Source organism: Clostridium sp. JNZ X4-2, from assembly GCF_054889485.1.
Map to the genome: position 1 here is coordinate 566,259 of NZ_CM142685.1, position 16,743 is coordinate 583,001.

Sequence of the window (16,743 nt, forward strand, 5' to 3'; positions counted from 1 at the left end):
AGGAGGGTAGAAAATGAACAATTTTCAAAGGGGTTCCGAGTGGCGGCGTTGGGACTTACATATTCATACACCTGGAACGGTGAAGAATGATCGATATGAAGGAAACTCCCTATCAGAAAAATGGGACAAGTTCTATGAAGACGTAACTGCATATATAGGTGACAGATGTAATCCATCTAAAAACATAGAAGTTATTGGCATAACTGATTATCTCTCAATTGATAACTATAAAAAAGTGATTGCAGATAAACGATTGCCGAATAGTATTTTTATGATTGTGCCGAATGTCGAAATGCGAGTGCAACCCATAGCAAGTGAATCACCAATTAACATCCATTTCATTTTTAATCCGGTGATAATCGATTCTATTGAAGATAGATTTTTTTCCAAGATCTCATTTAAATACGGATTAACAGATTTTTCTGCTGCACATTCAGAATTAATACGACTGGGAAAGACAATTGACAGTTCACTTAACACTGACAGGGCATATCATAAAGGTATTGAGCAATATGTCCCGTCTTTTGATAAAATACAGGAACTCTTTTCCAGTGATCTTGATTTAAGGAGTAATACTGTTATTTTAGTGTCGAACAGTACAAATGACGGAGTTAGCGGTGCTACTAACCATTCTGGTTATTTTGAAGCTGATAGTTGTAACTCTCAACTGAAAGCATTTAGGCAATCAATCTACAAATTTGTAGATGGTATATTTTCTGCAACACCAAGTGATATTGCTTTCTTTTCTGGGAAAAAAGCAAATTGCCCTGAAAAAGTTGTTATTCAGCAATGTGGCTTATTAAAGCCTTGTCTGCATGGTAGTGATGCTCATACGAACAAAAAAATTTTTGAACCTGATGATCATAAGTATTGCTGGATAAAAGCTGATCCGACATTTAATGGGCTGAAGCAGATCATATATGAACCTGTTGAACGGGTTAAAATATCCGAAACTATGCCGGATTATAAGCAATCATATTATGTTATAGACCATGTTGAATTCAAGGATGATGAATTTCAAACTCAACCCATTTTATTTAGCGATAAGTTAACTTGTGTAATTGGGGGAAAATCAACAGGTAAATCTATTTTACTGCATAATCTTGCAATGTCAATAGACAAAAATCAAGTGCTTGAGAAAGAAAAAATATCCATCACAAGTACGAGAGATGTAAGTAACCTGACAACAGTTTGGGCTGATAAAAAGATTGATGAGGAAAGAAAAATTGTTTATGTTCCACAGACGTATTTAAATAGGCTAAGTGATGATAAGGAGGCAGCGACAGAAATAGATAAAATAATCGAAGAAATCGTTCTTCTGAACGCTGATGCTAATAAAGCACATATGGATATGCTGTCTTCTATTAAAACATATAAAGCAAAGCTTAACAAGGCTATTCTTGACTTACTGGAGACCCATAAGGGACTTGATTTTTTTAATGATCAGAAAAAAGAATTGGGTAATAGATCAGGCATTGAATCGGAAATTTCGAGGTTAAATGAAGAGAAAGAAAAGTTGTCAAAAGAATTGGCAATTTCAGATGAAGAGTTAAAATCGTATGACGATACAGCTGTGCAAATAGAGTTACTAAGTAAACAAATTAGCAATATCACCAGCGAATTAGTGTTCTTAGATGACTATCAATCAGTTGTTGAAAAAAAGAATTTAGATTATCCATTCTCAGACGAAACAAAAGCGGCTATTGATGCAGCCATTATTTCAGCAATTAATTCTGCAGATGCAGTTTGGTCTACTGCTAAAAGGGCTATTGTTAAAAAACTTAGAGAGTATCTTTCTGAAGTAAATAGCAAGCTTTCCAAAGCAAAGGACATAGAGGAATCTCTTAGGCCAAAAGTACAGGGTAATAAAGCTATTGCAGATATTTCGGATAAATTAAAAACAGAAAATGAAAATTATACAAAATTCTTAGCATTAGACAAAAGTATTGAGAAAATGAAGATTAAAGAAAAAAGTATTATTGAAACAATAGTCACGTCCATTGACTTTTTTTATAAGCAGCATGGATCATTTGCTAATGTAGTAAATACTAATACAAAACTATCAAGCAGTGAGTTAGATTTCTCAGTTGATGCTCCATTTAGATGTAAAGCATTTATTGATAAAGTAAGTACTTTATTAAATAATCGTTCTGTGGTATTTAAGCAAGTAATAAGCCCAGATAATTTCGATGCAAGTAACTATACGAAAACTAAAATGACTGAAATCATTGAAAAAATTCTTATAGGTGATTTACAACCGAAAGGTGGAAATACCCAGGAAACGATTTTGCGAGAAATTTTTGGTGATTGGTATAATACTAAATATAATGTTAAAATGGATGGCGATGGAATTGATGTTATGTCGCCAGGTAAAAAAGCTCTCGTTTTGCTTAAACTGCTTATAGATTTAGCGGAAAGCAAATGTCCTATACTTATTGATCAACCGGAGGATGACCTTGACAATCGGTCTGTTTTTAATGATCTTATTCCTTTCATTAAGAAAAAGAAAAAAGACAGGCAAATAATTGTTGTTACTCATAATGCTAATGTGGTATTAGGAGCTGATGCCGAGGAAGTCATTGTGGCCAATCAGCAAGGTAATAACTCAAAGAACAAAGAAAAACGCTTTGAATACAGATCGGGGTCGATAGAAAATGATTTACCTATATATAAAGCAGATGGAGTGACTGTTGATGAAGGAATATTGAATAGTCAAGGTATACAACAGCACATATGTGATATCCTTGAAGGCGGCGAAAAAGCCTTCGAATTGCGAAAACATAAGTATCATATATAAATTGCAAGCCTTATTCAATTACCTGTGGAAAATTGTCATGTTTAAAGGACAAAAGCAAATTTCGTTTTACGCTTACAAATTGTTGCTATTGAATTTTTCCATCAACCCAGTACTATAAAGGAAATTAAGATATATAGACTATAGAAGCTCTGTAACAGTAAAAGGATTCTATTGCAGAGCTTTTTTTATATTTTGATGAAAAAGTCCTTGGACAATTCGGCCCTGATGTTGCTTGTCTGTATGGAAATTATGTTAGTATGAATGTGAAGGAAAAGGAATCCGTAGATCCGGAGTAACCAGGGAATTAAAACACCACTCATATTAAAAAGCTGATATCTGAAAGTTATTCTGTTAAGTATGGCAGTATTTTTTATGGTGAAAAGCTTACAAGTGCAATTGATGATGGACTGGTGAAGCAAATATGTTGAGCCTTATAATATATAAAAATCAAGCTCTCTGAGTTTTCGAGAGCGTACCAATGATAAATAAAGGGGAAATTTATTATGAATGCAGCCAATCAAATGCAGGAACAGTTTACACCACAGAGTATGTCGCTAAGTGAAATTTTCACAGATAAGGATCCTATATATCAGATTCCGGATTATCAGCGCCAATACAGCTGGAAGGATGAGCAGGTAACACAGCTCTGGGATGATATTTATGAAGCTTATCAGAATAACAGAGAAGACAGCTCCGTTGATACCAATTATTTTCTTGGCTCGCTGATAGTTATAGCAAAAGGGAATGGTATTGAAGATATAGTGGACGGGCAGCAGAGAGTAACTACGCTTATGATTTTATTATGCATATTGAGAAGGCTGTATCCTAAAATAAACAGTTCTGTTGATCCTGAGAAAAATCCTAGAGTTGTAAAGATAAAAAAGATAGAAAATTGTATATGTGATTCAAATGATATGAAGAGATTGAGATTGCAGTCTGAACCATCCCATGCCAGTGATTTTGCAGAGCTGATTTTTGAAAGGAATGACTTTTCAGATATAAGAAAACCCAGCAAGAAGGAAATTGAATTGGAAGCCAGAAACAGATATATTAATACTGCATATATTTTTAATAATTATTTGACCAGGTTAGGGAAAGATGAATCGGGAAATTTTGTTAACTATCTTCTTAACCAGGTAAAGTTGATAAAAATAACCTGTTATGATGAAGGGTTTGCAATAAAACTTTTCCAGGTGTTAAATGACAGAGGAATGGATTTATCTGCAGCAGATATAATTAAGGGGTATCTGTTGGCACCCATAAACAGAGATGAACATAAGCATGCTGTATTTATGAATGATTGGACAGTTATAGAACAATGGATTTCTGATATGGACAATGTAAATTTAACTGATATGTTTACCTACTATCAATATTATTTATTGGCAAGCAATCCCAAACATTCTTTGGTTGAAGAACTAAAAAGGCAGTTTAAGAATAAAGATTCCAACAGGGTATTGGCGGATTTTAAAAAATTTGTCAGCGAGTATAAAAATATACATGAATCTTCAGATAAGGTCACAAATAGTTTTTGGTATATACCATGGAGTATTTACTGCCTGACATCACTCATTACAGCCCAGCATGTGAAATATGATGAAATGGGTAGATTGAAAATAGTATTGAGACGGTTTTATTATTTGTGCTTGATATCTGGAAAAACTCTTAACGGCATCAAGCAGACCTGTTTTAATATTATAGCTGCAATAAAAAATAAAGAGAGCATTGAAAACATTGAAAAAATCATAAATGAGAAGCTGAAAAAGGATAATATAATAGGAATTGCCATGGAAAAGTTAAACGGAGAGGTTTACTTTGAAAATTGGATTAAGCCCATTCTTTTATTGGTGGAATATAAGCAGAATGACAGTGATGATGTAAATCTTATAAAGATTGATTCAAAATTGCAGCTGGAGCACATTCTGCCCAGGAACTTTTCAAATGCAAGGGGCTGGGAATATTTTGACCAGGAAGCGGGAAACAAATATTTAAATACTCTTGGAAATATGACATTGCTCAGCGGGAAAAAGAACAGACAGGCACAGGATTTTCCTTTTGATGAAAAGATAAAGGTGTATTCCGGACAAGGAAAGAAAGGCAGTAAATCTGAAGGAATTACTAGTTTTAGAATAACCCAAAAAATTGTAGATGACTATAATTCAGCCAAATATCAAAAATCCTGGAATGAAAAGTCAATAATAGACAGGCATCATTGGCTGATTAATCAAATTAAGGAAATACTTGTAATAGGGTCAGACCCCATAACATTTTTTGGAAATAAACGATAGCTTAAAAGCTATTGCGATTTTTAGTGAAAATTTTTTAAAGGTTAATTAAAATGCACTTTCTCAGGGGTGCGTTTTAATTTTTTGAGTTTTTATCTTTGGCAGTTATAGAAATTTCATTTTCAGTTAACTTGCCAATTGAAGATTTACCCTTGATTACTAATTTATCTTTTAATATGTTCCTAAAATCACCATGGCTGTTAAGCATAATGATGTAATACATATAGATATTACTATAATCGCAGTATCACTCATATTGCCACCTCCCCTGCTGTCAATTAACCGCAATGACTCCTTTGTGAGAGATAAAACCTGGAAGATGGCTATCTCTAAAATATTTATGCTTTCTTAGATATTATAGTATAAATGAAAATTTTAGATTTATTTAAATTAATTATTAACCAGAAATATGTATACTTTTGCACCTACATCTAAAGACAGAAAGCTGATAAAAGAGCTGCTGGAAAATGAGGCCATAAATGAAATAGTTTTGCTCCATTTTATGCAATTGTGGGTTTCTGCTTATATTCTTTAAGTTCTGTATCCAGTGATAAAAATAATGGATGTTTTGGGCTGCCTGTTTTGTTGATTTCAAGGCAGTACAATTTATAGCTTTTCAAAAGGCATAAAACATCAGAAGCTCTATTGCAGAAATCACTGCCATTTCCCCAGCCTGCAATTATTTTATCTGCATTTTTTACAGCTTTTAAAATATATTGGTTATTTTTTATACCCACAGGGTCTGAAACATTTTTCAAGGATTTTGCATCAGTGCATCTGTATGCAAAGAGATTTACTATTTCCAGAGAGCCGAAGTTCCAGTGCTTAGCAAAAGATATACATTTTTTTACTGTAGTGTCATCCTCGAAGGTGTCTGCGGTGCTTGGATTTAACAATATAAAAACTACTTTACCTGAATTTTCATTCCATATCCGTGATAGAGTGTATCTGTATTTCCCTGTGAGGTCTATGAAAGCATATTTCTTCATGTGACAACATCCCCTTTAAATTTTTTATTATACATCATCAAGTTGTATATTCTCCAATAGTGTTAAATAATCCTGCCGTAAACTATCTTCCCGGGATCATGAACAAAATATTTTTATCCACAGTGTGGATTATTATAATTTATTTTGATAAAATGAAGATAATGAATATGTGATTCAATGTATAGGAACTTATGTTCTGGTAAATACTAATAATACAGTAATATATTATTAGGAGGAAGATGATATGCCGGAGGATAGAGTTCATCATGAACACGATGTAGGCTACAAGTATATATTTTCCCACAAGGAAACATTTCTGGAGTTATTGAGGGGATTTGTCAAAAAGGATTGGGTTAACTTGATAAAAAGTGAAGATCTAATGCTTGTAGATAAATCTTATATACTTGAAGATTTCAGTGAGGAAGAATCGGATATTGTATACAAGGTAAATATAGAAGGGCAGGAAGTGATATTTTACATCCTTCTGGAATTCCAATCCAGAGTGGATTACAGGATGCCCATGAGGCTGCTGTTTTATATAGTTGAGATATGGAGAGAGATACTGAAAAATACTTCAAAAGATGACAGGCGCAGAAAGGATTTCAAACTGCCTGCAGTTGTTCCCATGGTGCTTTACAACGGTAAAAATAAATGGACTGCTTACAGGAATTTTAGAGATGTATTAAGCGGCAGTGAGTTGTTTGGTGAAAATATAATAGATTTCAGATATATATTGTTTGATATTTACAGATATGATGAAAGCCAGCTTGAGAGTATGGCTAACATGGTATCTACTGTATTTCTGCTGGACAAGGAAATAAGTAAAGAGGATTTGATGAAGAGGCTCAGACTTACGGCATATGTTCTTAAAAAGATAACCCCTGAGCAATTTGACATACTTAAAATCTGGCTGAAGGGTATAATGAAACCCAGGTTGGACAGGGAATCTAAAATAAGGGTAGAGGAAATATTGAAAAAATCCAGTCAAGGGGAGGTGGATTCTATGGTATCTAATTTAGGTAAGACTATAGACAATATTATAAGAGAGGGAAGAGAAACAGGTTTGGAAGAAGGCAGAAAAGAAGGCAGAAAAGAAGGCAGAAAAGATGGATTACTTCAGGGACTGAAAAAATTATTGGGTATTAAGTTTTCTGATACTTCCTATATGAGTAAAATAGAAGGGATAGAGGATGAAAATACTTTGAACTCTGTATTTGAGGATGCGGTTAAGAGTAATTCCATTGAAGAATTTAAAGAAAAGTTGAGACAGAGAAAACTAAATTAATGTATGGGGTCTGACCCCATACAAAAAACGGAAAATATTTTCAAGCTTCAGTAGATTTCCGTTTAAAACTATTCTCTGAAAATAATGAATAAAATAGATATAAATTATATGTTTATAAATGCCATAACGAGGAATATGTTTTTTTGTATACTAAATATAAAATGAGGTGTTTTAGATGAAACCCAGTGTAGATGATGTTTGGAATTTAATAAGTCAATTGACACCACAAGAAAAAAATAATTTATAATAAGCTGCATGAAGACATAAAGCTTAAACTTAATGATATTTTGAATAATGTAAGTAAAAGGACAGAATCGGAAAAAGTTGATTTTAAAGTAATAAACAAAGAAGTTGAATTAGTGAGAGAAAAAAATCATGCAGAAAATTAGAATAGAAATTTTAATTTAGTTCCAGCTATTCATGAAGATTTAATGGATTATAAGATAGCAAACAATAAACTGTTTGCTAATATTGTGGCTGTTAAATATTTACTTCCATATAAAGATTAACTGGAGGAAAAAACCGGAAAGCAGTACTGTATGGAACGATGTTCGTGGCTATTATTTATCTTGTAATAAATTTCTTGGCAAGTGGAATATTGTCTCAAGGTCAGCTTGCAAAATCTACAGCTCTTTTTGCTGAGTGGATGTTATATAATATAGGCATGTAATTATTTATTTAATTTGAGGTGAAAGTATGGAGTATTTAGTTGTAAAAACCACAAAAACGCAAGAGTTTTTAGATATAACAGACCTTTTGAACAAAATAGGTATCTTCATATGGAAGGCAATTCCCATGCTCATATAAAGGCTTCATTGATGGGTTCGACCTGTAGTGTTATTATTGAAAATGGAAAATTAAAAATGGGAACCTGGCAGGGAATATATTTTTGTGAATTTGATGGCCCAAGAAATAGAAAAGTATATATAAAAATAGTTAGAGATTAATTTGATTTTATATATCTATAATTGTAATCAAAGAAGAAAGAGCTAAGGAGCTACTATTAAATTTAAAATATAAAATTGTGCAATGACAATTTAAAGTATGGAATCATCAGAAATGGTGGTTTTTTTTGTTATTGAAAACTTGTAGTGACCTATTTTTTTAATCATTTTATTATGGGCTCAATATCATCAGGGGTCAATTTAATGGCGTTACTCTGGTTAAGTGTAAATAAAAACTTAATATAGAGTTCCTGTGCATATTATACTGAAATTAAAAAAACTTATGGCGAGTTTTGAAAGAATGAATATAAATTAAAAAGAATGTTGTATTATTATATAAAAATATCCATATATATGAAGGATTTTGCAAAAAAAAATAGAATATATTTCTTAATATATAAAGATGATGATTGGAGGGCAAATTGTGGATGAACATAAATTTTATATAGTAAAAATTGACATAGGAAGTAAACAAAAATATATTTTCAGAAGTAATAGATTGAGGGAAATAATAGGGGCATCAAAAATAATAAAGTTTGTTTCAGAAAAACTTGGTGGTGAAGTACTTAAATATATGCAGCTGAGTGATAAGCATTTTGGCAAAAAAGAAGGTTCAGATAATTTAAATGATGGTCATAAATTGTTTGCAGCAGGTGGGAATTCCATGTATATATTTTCAAGTATTAATAGTGCAAAAAGATTTAATGAAATATTCAGTAAATTTGTTATGGAAAAATTTGATGGACTTGAACTTTTATTAATAATAAAAAAATTTGATATTTATAATGAAAAATTAATTGATATATATGATATCATGGAAAAAAAATTAACTGCAAAAAAAGGCAAACTAAAAAATCAGTTTAAAAGAATAGGCTACGGATTGACGGAATTATGTAAAAGTACTAGAAAACCTGCTGTAGAAATATTCCATGAAAAACAGAATGATGAAAAGTTTTATGCATCAAGAGAATCAAATGATAAATTAGATTTTTTTAGTGTAATATATGAAGAACATAATAAAAATAAAATTGACAGAGAGAAAGGATTTCAGGTTAAATTTGAAGAGAATTTTATCAAAAAGTGCGGACTAAATGATGATTATGATATACCAAATGAATTTAAATTTACGGATAAAATTGATGAGATAGGTGGCAGTTCTGATAAGGGAGGCGGATACATAGGGATAACATGTATAGATGGAAATGGAATGGGGAAAAGGATACAGAGTTTTAATAAAAGATTTGATCATGTGTATAGAGAAAATATTTTTGAAGGAAATATTGAATATATAAAAGAATTTAATAAATTAACTGAAGAAATAACTGTATGTTATGAAAATGTTTTTAAAGAGACAATAGCAGAACTTATAGATAATTATGAAAATTATGCAGAGAGCATAGGATATGAGGGAAAGTCTGTAGATAAACAAGCAAGAAATATAATACCTCTAAGGCCTATAATTTCAGCAGGAGATGATATCACTTTTATAACTAATGGAAAACTATCTGTTGATATAACAAAAAAATTTATTAAAAAAATAACAAGTAGAGAAATCGCATTTGAAAGTGAAGAAAACAAAGAAAAACTGACTGTTGGAGCCGGGGTGGCAATAGTAAAAGAAAAACATCCATTTTTTAGAGCTGTAAAAATAGCTGGTGAATTAGAAGAAAATTCGAAGAAAAAATTAAAAGAAATTAAAAATAAGTATGAAATTCATGGGATTGGCAGTTATGATGCTTCCATAATTGACTGGCAGCTTGATAGAGGAAATGTGATGGGTGATCTTTCGTATATCAGGACTGAAAATTCTTTTGATCTTGATCCAGAAGTGCAGGATAAATTGGCAGGTAGACCATATATAATAGATGAAATTGATTATGAGAACAAAAAAATGTTAAATAAAGAATATAAAAATAATAGTGATAAGCTTGAATATTTAAAACCTACTGTAAACTATAATTTTTATTATTTTGAGAAAATATTGAATGCGATCAAGCAGACAAACAGCAGGAGCAATATAAAGGGATTTTTTAGAGCTATGAATTCAAGTAAAGAAGATTTTAAACTGTTTGCATTAAAATATAATCTTCAAAAAACATTGAATTTTTATAATAATAGTAAATTTGATGTTTATGCTTTGAAGCAGCCAATATATGATGCCATTGATATTATGGATCTGTATACTCATGTGAAAGGAGGAAATAGAGATGATTAGATATCCAATCACTGTAGAATTATTATCGGAGACTATATTTGGAAATGGAGAATCCAAAAATGGCATAGTGAATACAGAAATACTTTTGGATGAAAATGGGTTTCCTTATTTTTTGGGAAAAACTTTTAAAGGAAATATGAGAAATTCTGTGGATAAAATCTTAAAACCATATTATAAAGATGACTTTGAAAACATATCAAATTCACTTTTTGGTGTTGGGAGCATGGAAAAAAGTGGGGAAGGCAAATTGAGATTTACTAACTTTTATTTGCATAAAGATATTGTGGATTTATTTTTAGATTATAGAAATGATAAAAATATTATTATGCCATGTCTGACAGATATAAGATATGCAATTAAAATAAATGACAATGGTGTATCGGAAGATAAATCCTTAAGAGCAGCAAGAGTTTTAAAAAAGGGGTTGGTATTTGTTGGATTCATAGAGAGTGATACAGAATTGGATAAGAGTGAAATTGAATTTATTAATATGGCTGTTAATTCCCTTAAAAATTTAGGAGTGCATAAAAGTAGGGGAAAAGGCAGCGTGAAGCTATCTCTACTGGAAAAACAGGAGGTAGATAACTATGAATATAGAGAATTACATGAAGATGAGTTTGATTATATATTTTATGAGTTGGACTTAAAAGAACCGGTAAAGATAGGAGATAGCCAGGCTAAATATGATTATGAAGAAAGTAAATTTTATATAACGGGTTCCTCTGTTAGGGGAGCTTTACTCAATAGATACAGTTATATGCAGCAGGAAAATGATAAAGATTTTGAAGCTGTTCTTAAAAATGTTGGGTTCTATGATGCATATCCAATATGTACTTATAATAATGAAAAGCATTTTTCATTTCCCACTCCAAATCTATTTAGAATAACAAAAGATAGGGATAAATCCAATGATACTGTATATAAAAAAGAAGAATTTTCTATGGTATTTGATGATGACTTAAATTGTGGTACAAATAGAAAAATTAAAAAACTTAAGAAAGGCGTTTTTTCATTTTATTTAAATAACAGATTATATCAATTTAATGTAAAAAAAGATTTTAGATTTCATCACTCAAGACAAAAAGACAAATCTAATATATTCAGATATGAAGCTATTGCAAAAAATCAAAAATTTTACGGAATAATTGATGTCTCTAACATAGAGAAAAAATTGAAAATGTATATTTACAAGGACATTTCAAAAAATAATATTTTTTATTTAGGAGGATCCAGGACAGGCGGATATGGTAAGGTACTCATATCAAATGTGGAGAACATTAAAGATTTTGACAGACTCAAAGAGAAATTACAATATTTTAACACTACTTACTATAATGATGATAAAAGTTTGTATATCTATTTTTTATCCAGCACAGTTTTAAGAGATAAAAATCATCAGATAACTCAACAATTTGAGAGAGACTATCTAAATAAAAAATTAGATTTAAACCTCAGCCAGCAGGAATATAATGAAATAAGCTATGAAATAGAACCTGCAGTCATCACGGGATTTAATACAAAATGGAAGTCCAGTTTACCACAGGTTTATGGAATTGAAAATGGAAGCACTGTAAAAATCAAATGTGAAAATAAAATAAAAAAAGTAAATATAGATAATTTTGTAAAGGAACAGCATGGTGACAGAAAACAGGATGGTTTTGGTAGAGTTATTATAAACCCTGCTTTTCTGAATATTAAATCAATAGGATATATAGATAATATTGATAATGAAAATCATAATGCTGATAATGAGTATTATAGATATTCAAAAGTTGCTGAGAACAATATTGAAATAATTAAAAATAGAATAGATGAAGTAGTCCTTGATGAACGCATAAAGAAATATATAGCTGACAGTAAAAATAAAATTAGCAGCTTGAATAATACACAAGTGAATAATGTTATATCAACTTTGGATTTAATTTTAAATAGTAAAGGAAATTATTTAGATGAACTCAAGAATTATATTGAAAGACTTAAAATTACAACGGAAAATAATTCTAGAAATAAAGCCAATCAAAGTATGTTAAGTCAAGAAATATTTGATGGATATAATTTAAATTCAATTTGTGGTTTATGTGAAAATAAAGAATCAATAAGGAAGGTTTTAAATAAACTTATTGGGAAGGTAAAAGAAAATGATGTGGAAAGAGTTTTCTTAAATTTAATCAGGGATTCAATTTATTATTCCTTAAAGAAAAAGAATGAGGGTGAAAATAGTGAAGCTCAATAAAATAAAACAATATTTGAGTATTGTAAAAAATATATCGCCTATTAGAATAGGAAATGGAGAAGATGAAGGGAATGGACTGCTCTTAATTGACAAACACGCTGTTATCAGTGGTACAACATTAGCAGGGGCATTTAGAAATTTCTTAAATAATAAGGATAGCTCAATATATGATCTTGTATTTGGTGAAGACGGAGATATATCAAGTATATATTTTTATGATTCTTTTTCTATAGAAGAAATTGACATTAAAGATTTAAAATGTAGAGAACATGTGAAAATTGACTATAAAACTTCATCTTCTTTTGAAAAATGTTTGTTTAATGAATATCATATATTGGAAGGCAAAACTTTTAATCTTACCTTTGAAATAAGGGGATTTGAATTATGTGAAGAAAAGTATACTGAATTGTGCAAGATGCTGGAAGAATTCATAGAACTGCTGTCAGACGGAAGGATAGCCATAGGGAGCAATAAAACCTTTGGCTTTGGAAATTTAAAATCAGTTGACGGATATATATATGAGCATGAATTTGATTTATCGGATAAAATAGAACTTTCCAGATACCTTGAAGCAGAACGTATAGAGAAAGAAAAATTAGAAACCAAGAGGATTGAATACTTTGAAAATAACGAGATAAATGTATGTTTTAAAGCATATTGTGAAGATGGGTTTATTGTTAAGGGAAATTTGGAAAGAAGACCAATGAAAAAAGATGGCAGAGATAGAGATGGCAGAGATAGATCTGTAAGCATGCCTTATTATGAAAAAAGTGGGGAGGATAAAATCTATATAATATCATCCTCTACCATTAAAGGAGTTATAAGAAATTATATTGATAAAATATACAGGACATTAGATGCAGATATGAAAGATATAGAGACTATTTTTGGCAAAAGGGTTAATGATAATAGAGAACTGAAGGATAGGGACAATTTACTTGGAAAAGTTATTTTTCATGATGTAAAAGTTAAGGATTTTAAATTACAGACATACAACAGGATAAAAATTGATAGATTTACAGGAGGTGCCATGGGGGGATCTCTTTTTTTAGAAGATCTGCTGACTGTACCCCGATGCAGCCCTGTTAAATTCAACATAACTGTAAAACAGGGAGACAGGAAAGCACTGGCACTTATATTATTGACTTTGAGGGATATAGGCCTTGGTCATCTTCCTATAGGAAGTGGTTCTAATGTTGGTTATGGACGTTTTAAAGGAACAAGTATAACGGTGAAAGACACTGATTACCAAAAGTATACTGTTACATTCAAAGATAAAGGTGAGTTTGATGGGGATTTGTGCAAGTTTGAACAGATCATTTCAGAGGGATTAAGGTGATGGACATGGAAAATTTATGTTTAAACAAAGAGGAAATAAAAAGTGAAATTTTAAAACATGATTTTGAGTTTGCATGGATAAATACCTATAGTGAATTATATTTAAAAAGAACTGATGATATAACTGACTTTGAATTTCTTGATAATTTGATAGAGGCCAAATTTTTTAATAAAGATGAAGAGATGTCAATCATGGAAAATCAGGAGGAAAGGTTTTCTGTAGTTATATTTAATTCAAAGGGAAATGAAGATTATATAGAAGAAGGGCAAATTTTAAAAAAAGGCAGATCTCCTTTCAGGGATGAAAAAAATGGATTTATCTACAAGCTGATAATTAGACATTATTTGAATTATGATTGTGATGGACAAGCTTATGTTGAATATACGAAACTTTATAATATAAAAGAAGAGAAAGATAAGGTGAAGGAATAATGGAGAATAAATATGCATCGGCTCCATATAATTTTATACCATTTCCAGATAAAGTTGTTTATAGGCATTATATTAAAGAATATATGGATAATTTATGTGAAGACGAGTTAGATGATTTAAAAAACAAATCTATAGATGAGCTGCCCTATCATGATAAGTTTTATAAAAATTTAAAATCCGGACATGTAGATTATATGATAAAAACACAGACACCAATGTTTATAGGTGACGGCAGTGGAAATTTTTTTAAGGTTAATGACACTTACACGATTCCAGGAAGTACTGTAAGGGGAAAAGTGAGAAGTAATGCTGAAATTTTATCCTGGTCATATCCTGAATTTATAGAAGATAAGAGATTATGGTATAGAGGAGCTTTTTCAGATGATGTACTTAAAGAAATATATAGAAAGGTACTATTGCCAGAAAAAAATTCAAAAATAAATGATAATGTTAAAGCTGGATATTTAACTAATGAAAATGGACAGTATAAAATAATCCCTGCCAGAGAAGATAAAAACCATAATACTTTTAGAAGCATCCATGAAGGAGAATTGTGCAGGGAATGCGGCAAAATAAAAAAAGGCAGCGGACTGATATCATTTATGTATTTTTTAAATTATAATGAAAATCCCGAGAAGAATTCATGGAATAAATTTAATAAATTGAAAAATGAGAAAAAGTCTTTAGAAAATGAGTTAAAAAAGAAAATAGGTAATAAAGAAGATAAAGAATTAAATATTAGAATTAATAAAATTGAAAGAGAAAAAAAAGATATACTTAAAAATAGTACAAATAGGTATTATAAGCCATATCATTGTAATATTAAATATAAAATAGATAAGGATAATAAGTTGGAAATCACAGATATAAAAAAATTTGATTATGATGAAAATTATGGTATCCTTATGAATTCCAATAAGATAAAAGGAAGCAATAAGCAAAATCATTATATAATATATGCACCTGATTTAAATGGAAAACCTAAAATCATAGATAAAGATTTAAAAGTCAGTTTTGAAACAAATGTTAGGTATAGCATAAAAAATACACCGGATCAATTTAAATTACCGGATAGAGGGAAAACAATACCTGTTTTTTATGTTCTGGGAAAAAACGATAAAATTGATTCATTTGGATTTACGCCATATTTAAAAATACCTTATGAAAAATCTGTATTGGACGGACTTAAAATAAAACAAGAGTATAAGAATCAAGCCTTAGATTATGTTCAAAGCATATTCGGGTTTGCAAACTTTAGTTATAATGGCAATGATGTTTCATATAAAGTAAAACCCGTACTAGACAAACAACTGTCTGCAAAAGACTATAAGGACAATAATGTTTCATATAAGGGAAGAGTGTACTTTACAAATGCAAAATTATGCAATCAGAAAAGTGCTGTTAATTCAATCCTCAAGAGCCTTATGAACCCTAAGATAAATTCTTTTCAGCTTTATTTACAGCAAAACGAGATAAAAGATGAAGGTTTTCAAATGGATAAATCAACTTATAAGAAAAGATTAAAAAAATACAAAATGAATTTAAAAACTTATAGCGGTGATTTTAATCTCAGGGGTCAAAAATTTTATTGGATAAAAGATAAGCCAGATATTAAAAGTGGCTGCAAAAACAAAGCAGATCCGCAAGAAAATCAATTTGCAGAATTGACTCCTATAGAAAGTGAAGCTGAATTTAAAGGAAGGATTTATTTTGAAAATTTATCCAATGATGAGCTGGGTCTATTGCTGATGTCTATAAAGCCCTTTGAGGAAGCTGTTGAAAATATAGGACAGGGTAAACCATATGGATTTGGAAAAGCTAAATTCAATATATTAGATGTTAAAGCAGTGGATTTTACCAATCGGTTTAAAAAATTCAATTGCAGGGAAGAAGAATATGTAAATTTAGATATTGAAAAATGTAAAAAAGCATTTGAAGATTTTATGAAAAACAGCCTTGGGTGTAAATTGAAAGAAACTTATAGATATAAATGTTTTTGCATAAGTAAGTATAAGAATCAAGTTCCTAAAAATGAAGAAATTGAATATATGGAGTTGAAAGAATTTAAAGATAGAAAAGTATTGCGGGATATGAACTATTATGTAGAAAAAAGCTACGAAGATAATGAAAATGAGTCTGGGGATATTAATATGAATGAATTAGTAAAAAAGTTTGGGAGTAAATTTGGATCTGACAAAGTCAGCAGGATAAAAAATAAATAGCTT

Annotated in this window: 9 protein-coding genes and 1 pseudogene; 9 read left to right on the forward strand and 1 reads right to left on the reverse strand. The window is 30.4% G+C overall.

All coding sequences use genetic code 11. The features are described from left to right. Positions 1–13: 13 nt before the first annotated feature. Together ACYUJ6_RS02800 and ACYUJ6_RS02805 are read left to right on the forward strand one after the other, a co-directional pair. A complete protein-coding gene (locus tag ACYUJ6_RS02800; RefSeq protein WP_461844362.1) occupies positions 14–2,797 on the forward strand; it encodes a TrlF family AAA-like ATPase in 2,784 nt (927 codons plus the stop codon). Between the two features lie 503 nt (positions 2,798–3,300). Then, entirely contained in the window at positions 3,301–5,085 is a 1,785-nt protein-coding gene (locus ACYUJ6_RS02805) for a DUF262 domain-containing protein (protein ID WP_461844363.1), read from the forward strand. Positions 5,086–5,582: 497 nt separating this feature from the next. On the opposite strand, the gene ACYUJ6_RS02810 is transcribed toward ACYUJ6_RS02805, so the two are convergent. Beyond that, positions 5,583–6,071, reverse strand: a complete 489-nt coding sequence (locus tag ACYUJ6_RS02810) for a DUF1643 domain-containing protein (RefSeq protein WP_461844364.1) — start codon at positions 6,069–6,071, stop codon at positions 5,583–5,585. A 244-nt stretch (positions 6,072–6,315) separates the two neighbouring features. On the opposite strand from ACYUJ6_RS02810, the gene ACYUJ6_RS02815 reads away from it, so the two are divergent. From ACYUJ6_RS02815 to ACYUJ6_RS02845, 7 genes and pseudogenes are all read left to right on the forward strand, one after another. Beyond that, entirely contained in the window at positions 6,316–7,356 is a 1,041-nt protein-coding gene (locus ACYUJ6_RS02815; protein WP_461844365.1) for an Rpn family recombination-promoting nuclease/putative transposase, read from the forward strand. Between the two features lie 746 nt (positions 7,357–8,102). Further along, positions 8,103–8,303 (forward strand): annotated as a pseudogene (locus tag ACYUJ6_RS02820) (secondary thiamine-phosphate synthase enzyme YjbQ); the annotation flags it as partial. Positions 8,304–8,724: 421 nt separating this feature from the next. Further along, positions 8,725–10,515: a Cas10/Cmr2 second palm domain-containing protein gene (locus ACYUJ6_RS02825; protein ID WP_461844366.1), complete on the forward strand. Its 1,791-nt coding sequence runs from the start codon at positions 8,725–8,727 to the stop codon at positions 10,513–10,515. Then, positions 10,508–12,748 carry an RAMP superfamily CRISPR-associated protein gene (locus tag ACYUJ6_RS02830; protein ID WP_461844367.1) on the forward strand — a complete coding sequence of 747 codons (2,241 nt, stop codon included), beginning with the start codon at positions 10,508–10,510 and terminating at the stop codon, positions 12,746–12,748. The genes ACYUJ6_RS02825 and ACYUJ6_RS02830 overlap by 8 nt, the downstream gene beginning before the upstream one ends. Then, the gene (locus ACYUJ6_RS02835; protein WP_461844368.1) at positions 12,735–14,087 is read left to right on the forward strand and encodes an RAMP superfamily CRISPR-associated protein; all 1,353 of its coding nucleotides are present in this window, start codon (positions 12,735–12,737) and stop codon (positions 14,085–14,087) included. The genes ACYUJ6_RS02830 and ACYUJ6_RS02835 overlap by 14 nt, the downstream gene beginning before the upstream one ends. Beyond that, positions 14,087–14,518: a hypothetical protein gene (locus ACYUJ6_RS02840; RefSeq protein ID WP_461844369.1), complete on the forward strand. Its 432-nt coding sequence runs from the start codon at positions 14,087–14,089 to the stop codon at positions 14,516–14,518. Before ACYUJ6_RS02835 ends, ACYUJ6_RS02840 begins: the two co-directional genes overlap by 1 nt. Then, entirely contained in the window at positions 14,518–16,740 is a 2,223-nt protein-coding gene (locus ACYUJ6_RS02845; protein ID WP_461844370.1) for a TIGR03986 family type III CRISPR-associated RAMP protein, read from the forward strand. Before ACYUJ6_RS02840 ends, ACYUJ6_RS02845 begins: the two co-directional genes overlap by 1 nt. The last annotated feature ends 3 nt before the right edge of the window (positions 16,741–16,743 follow it).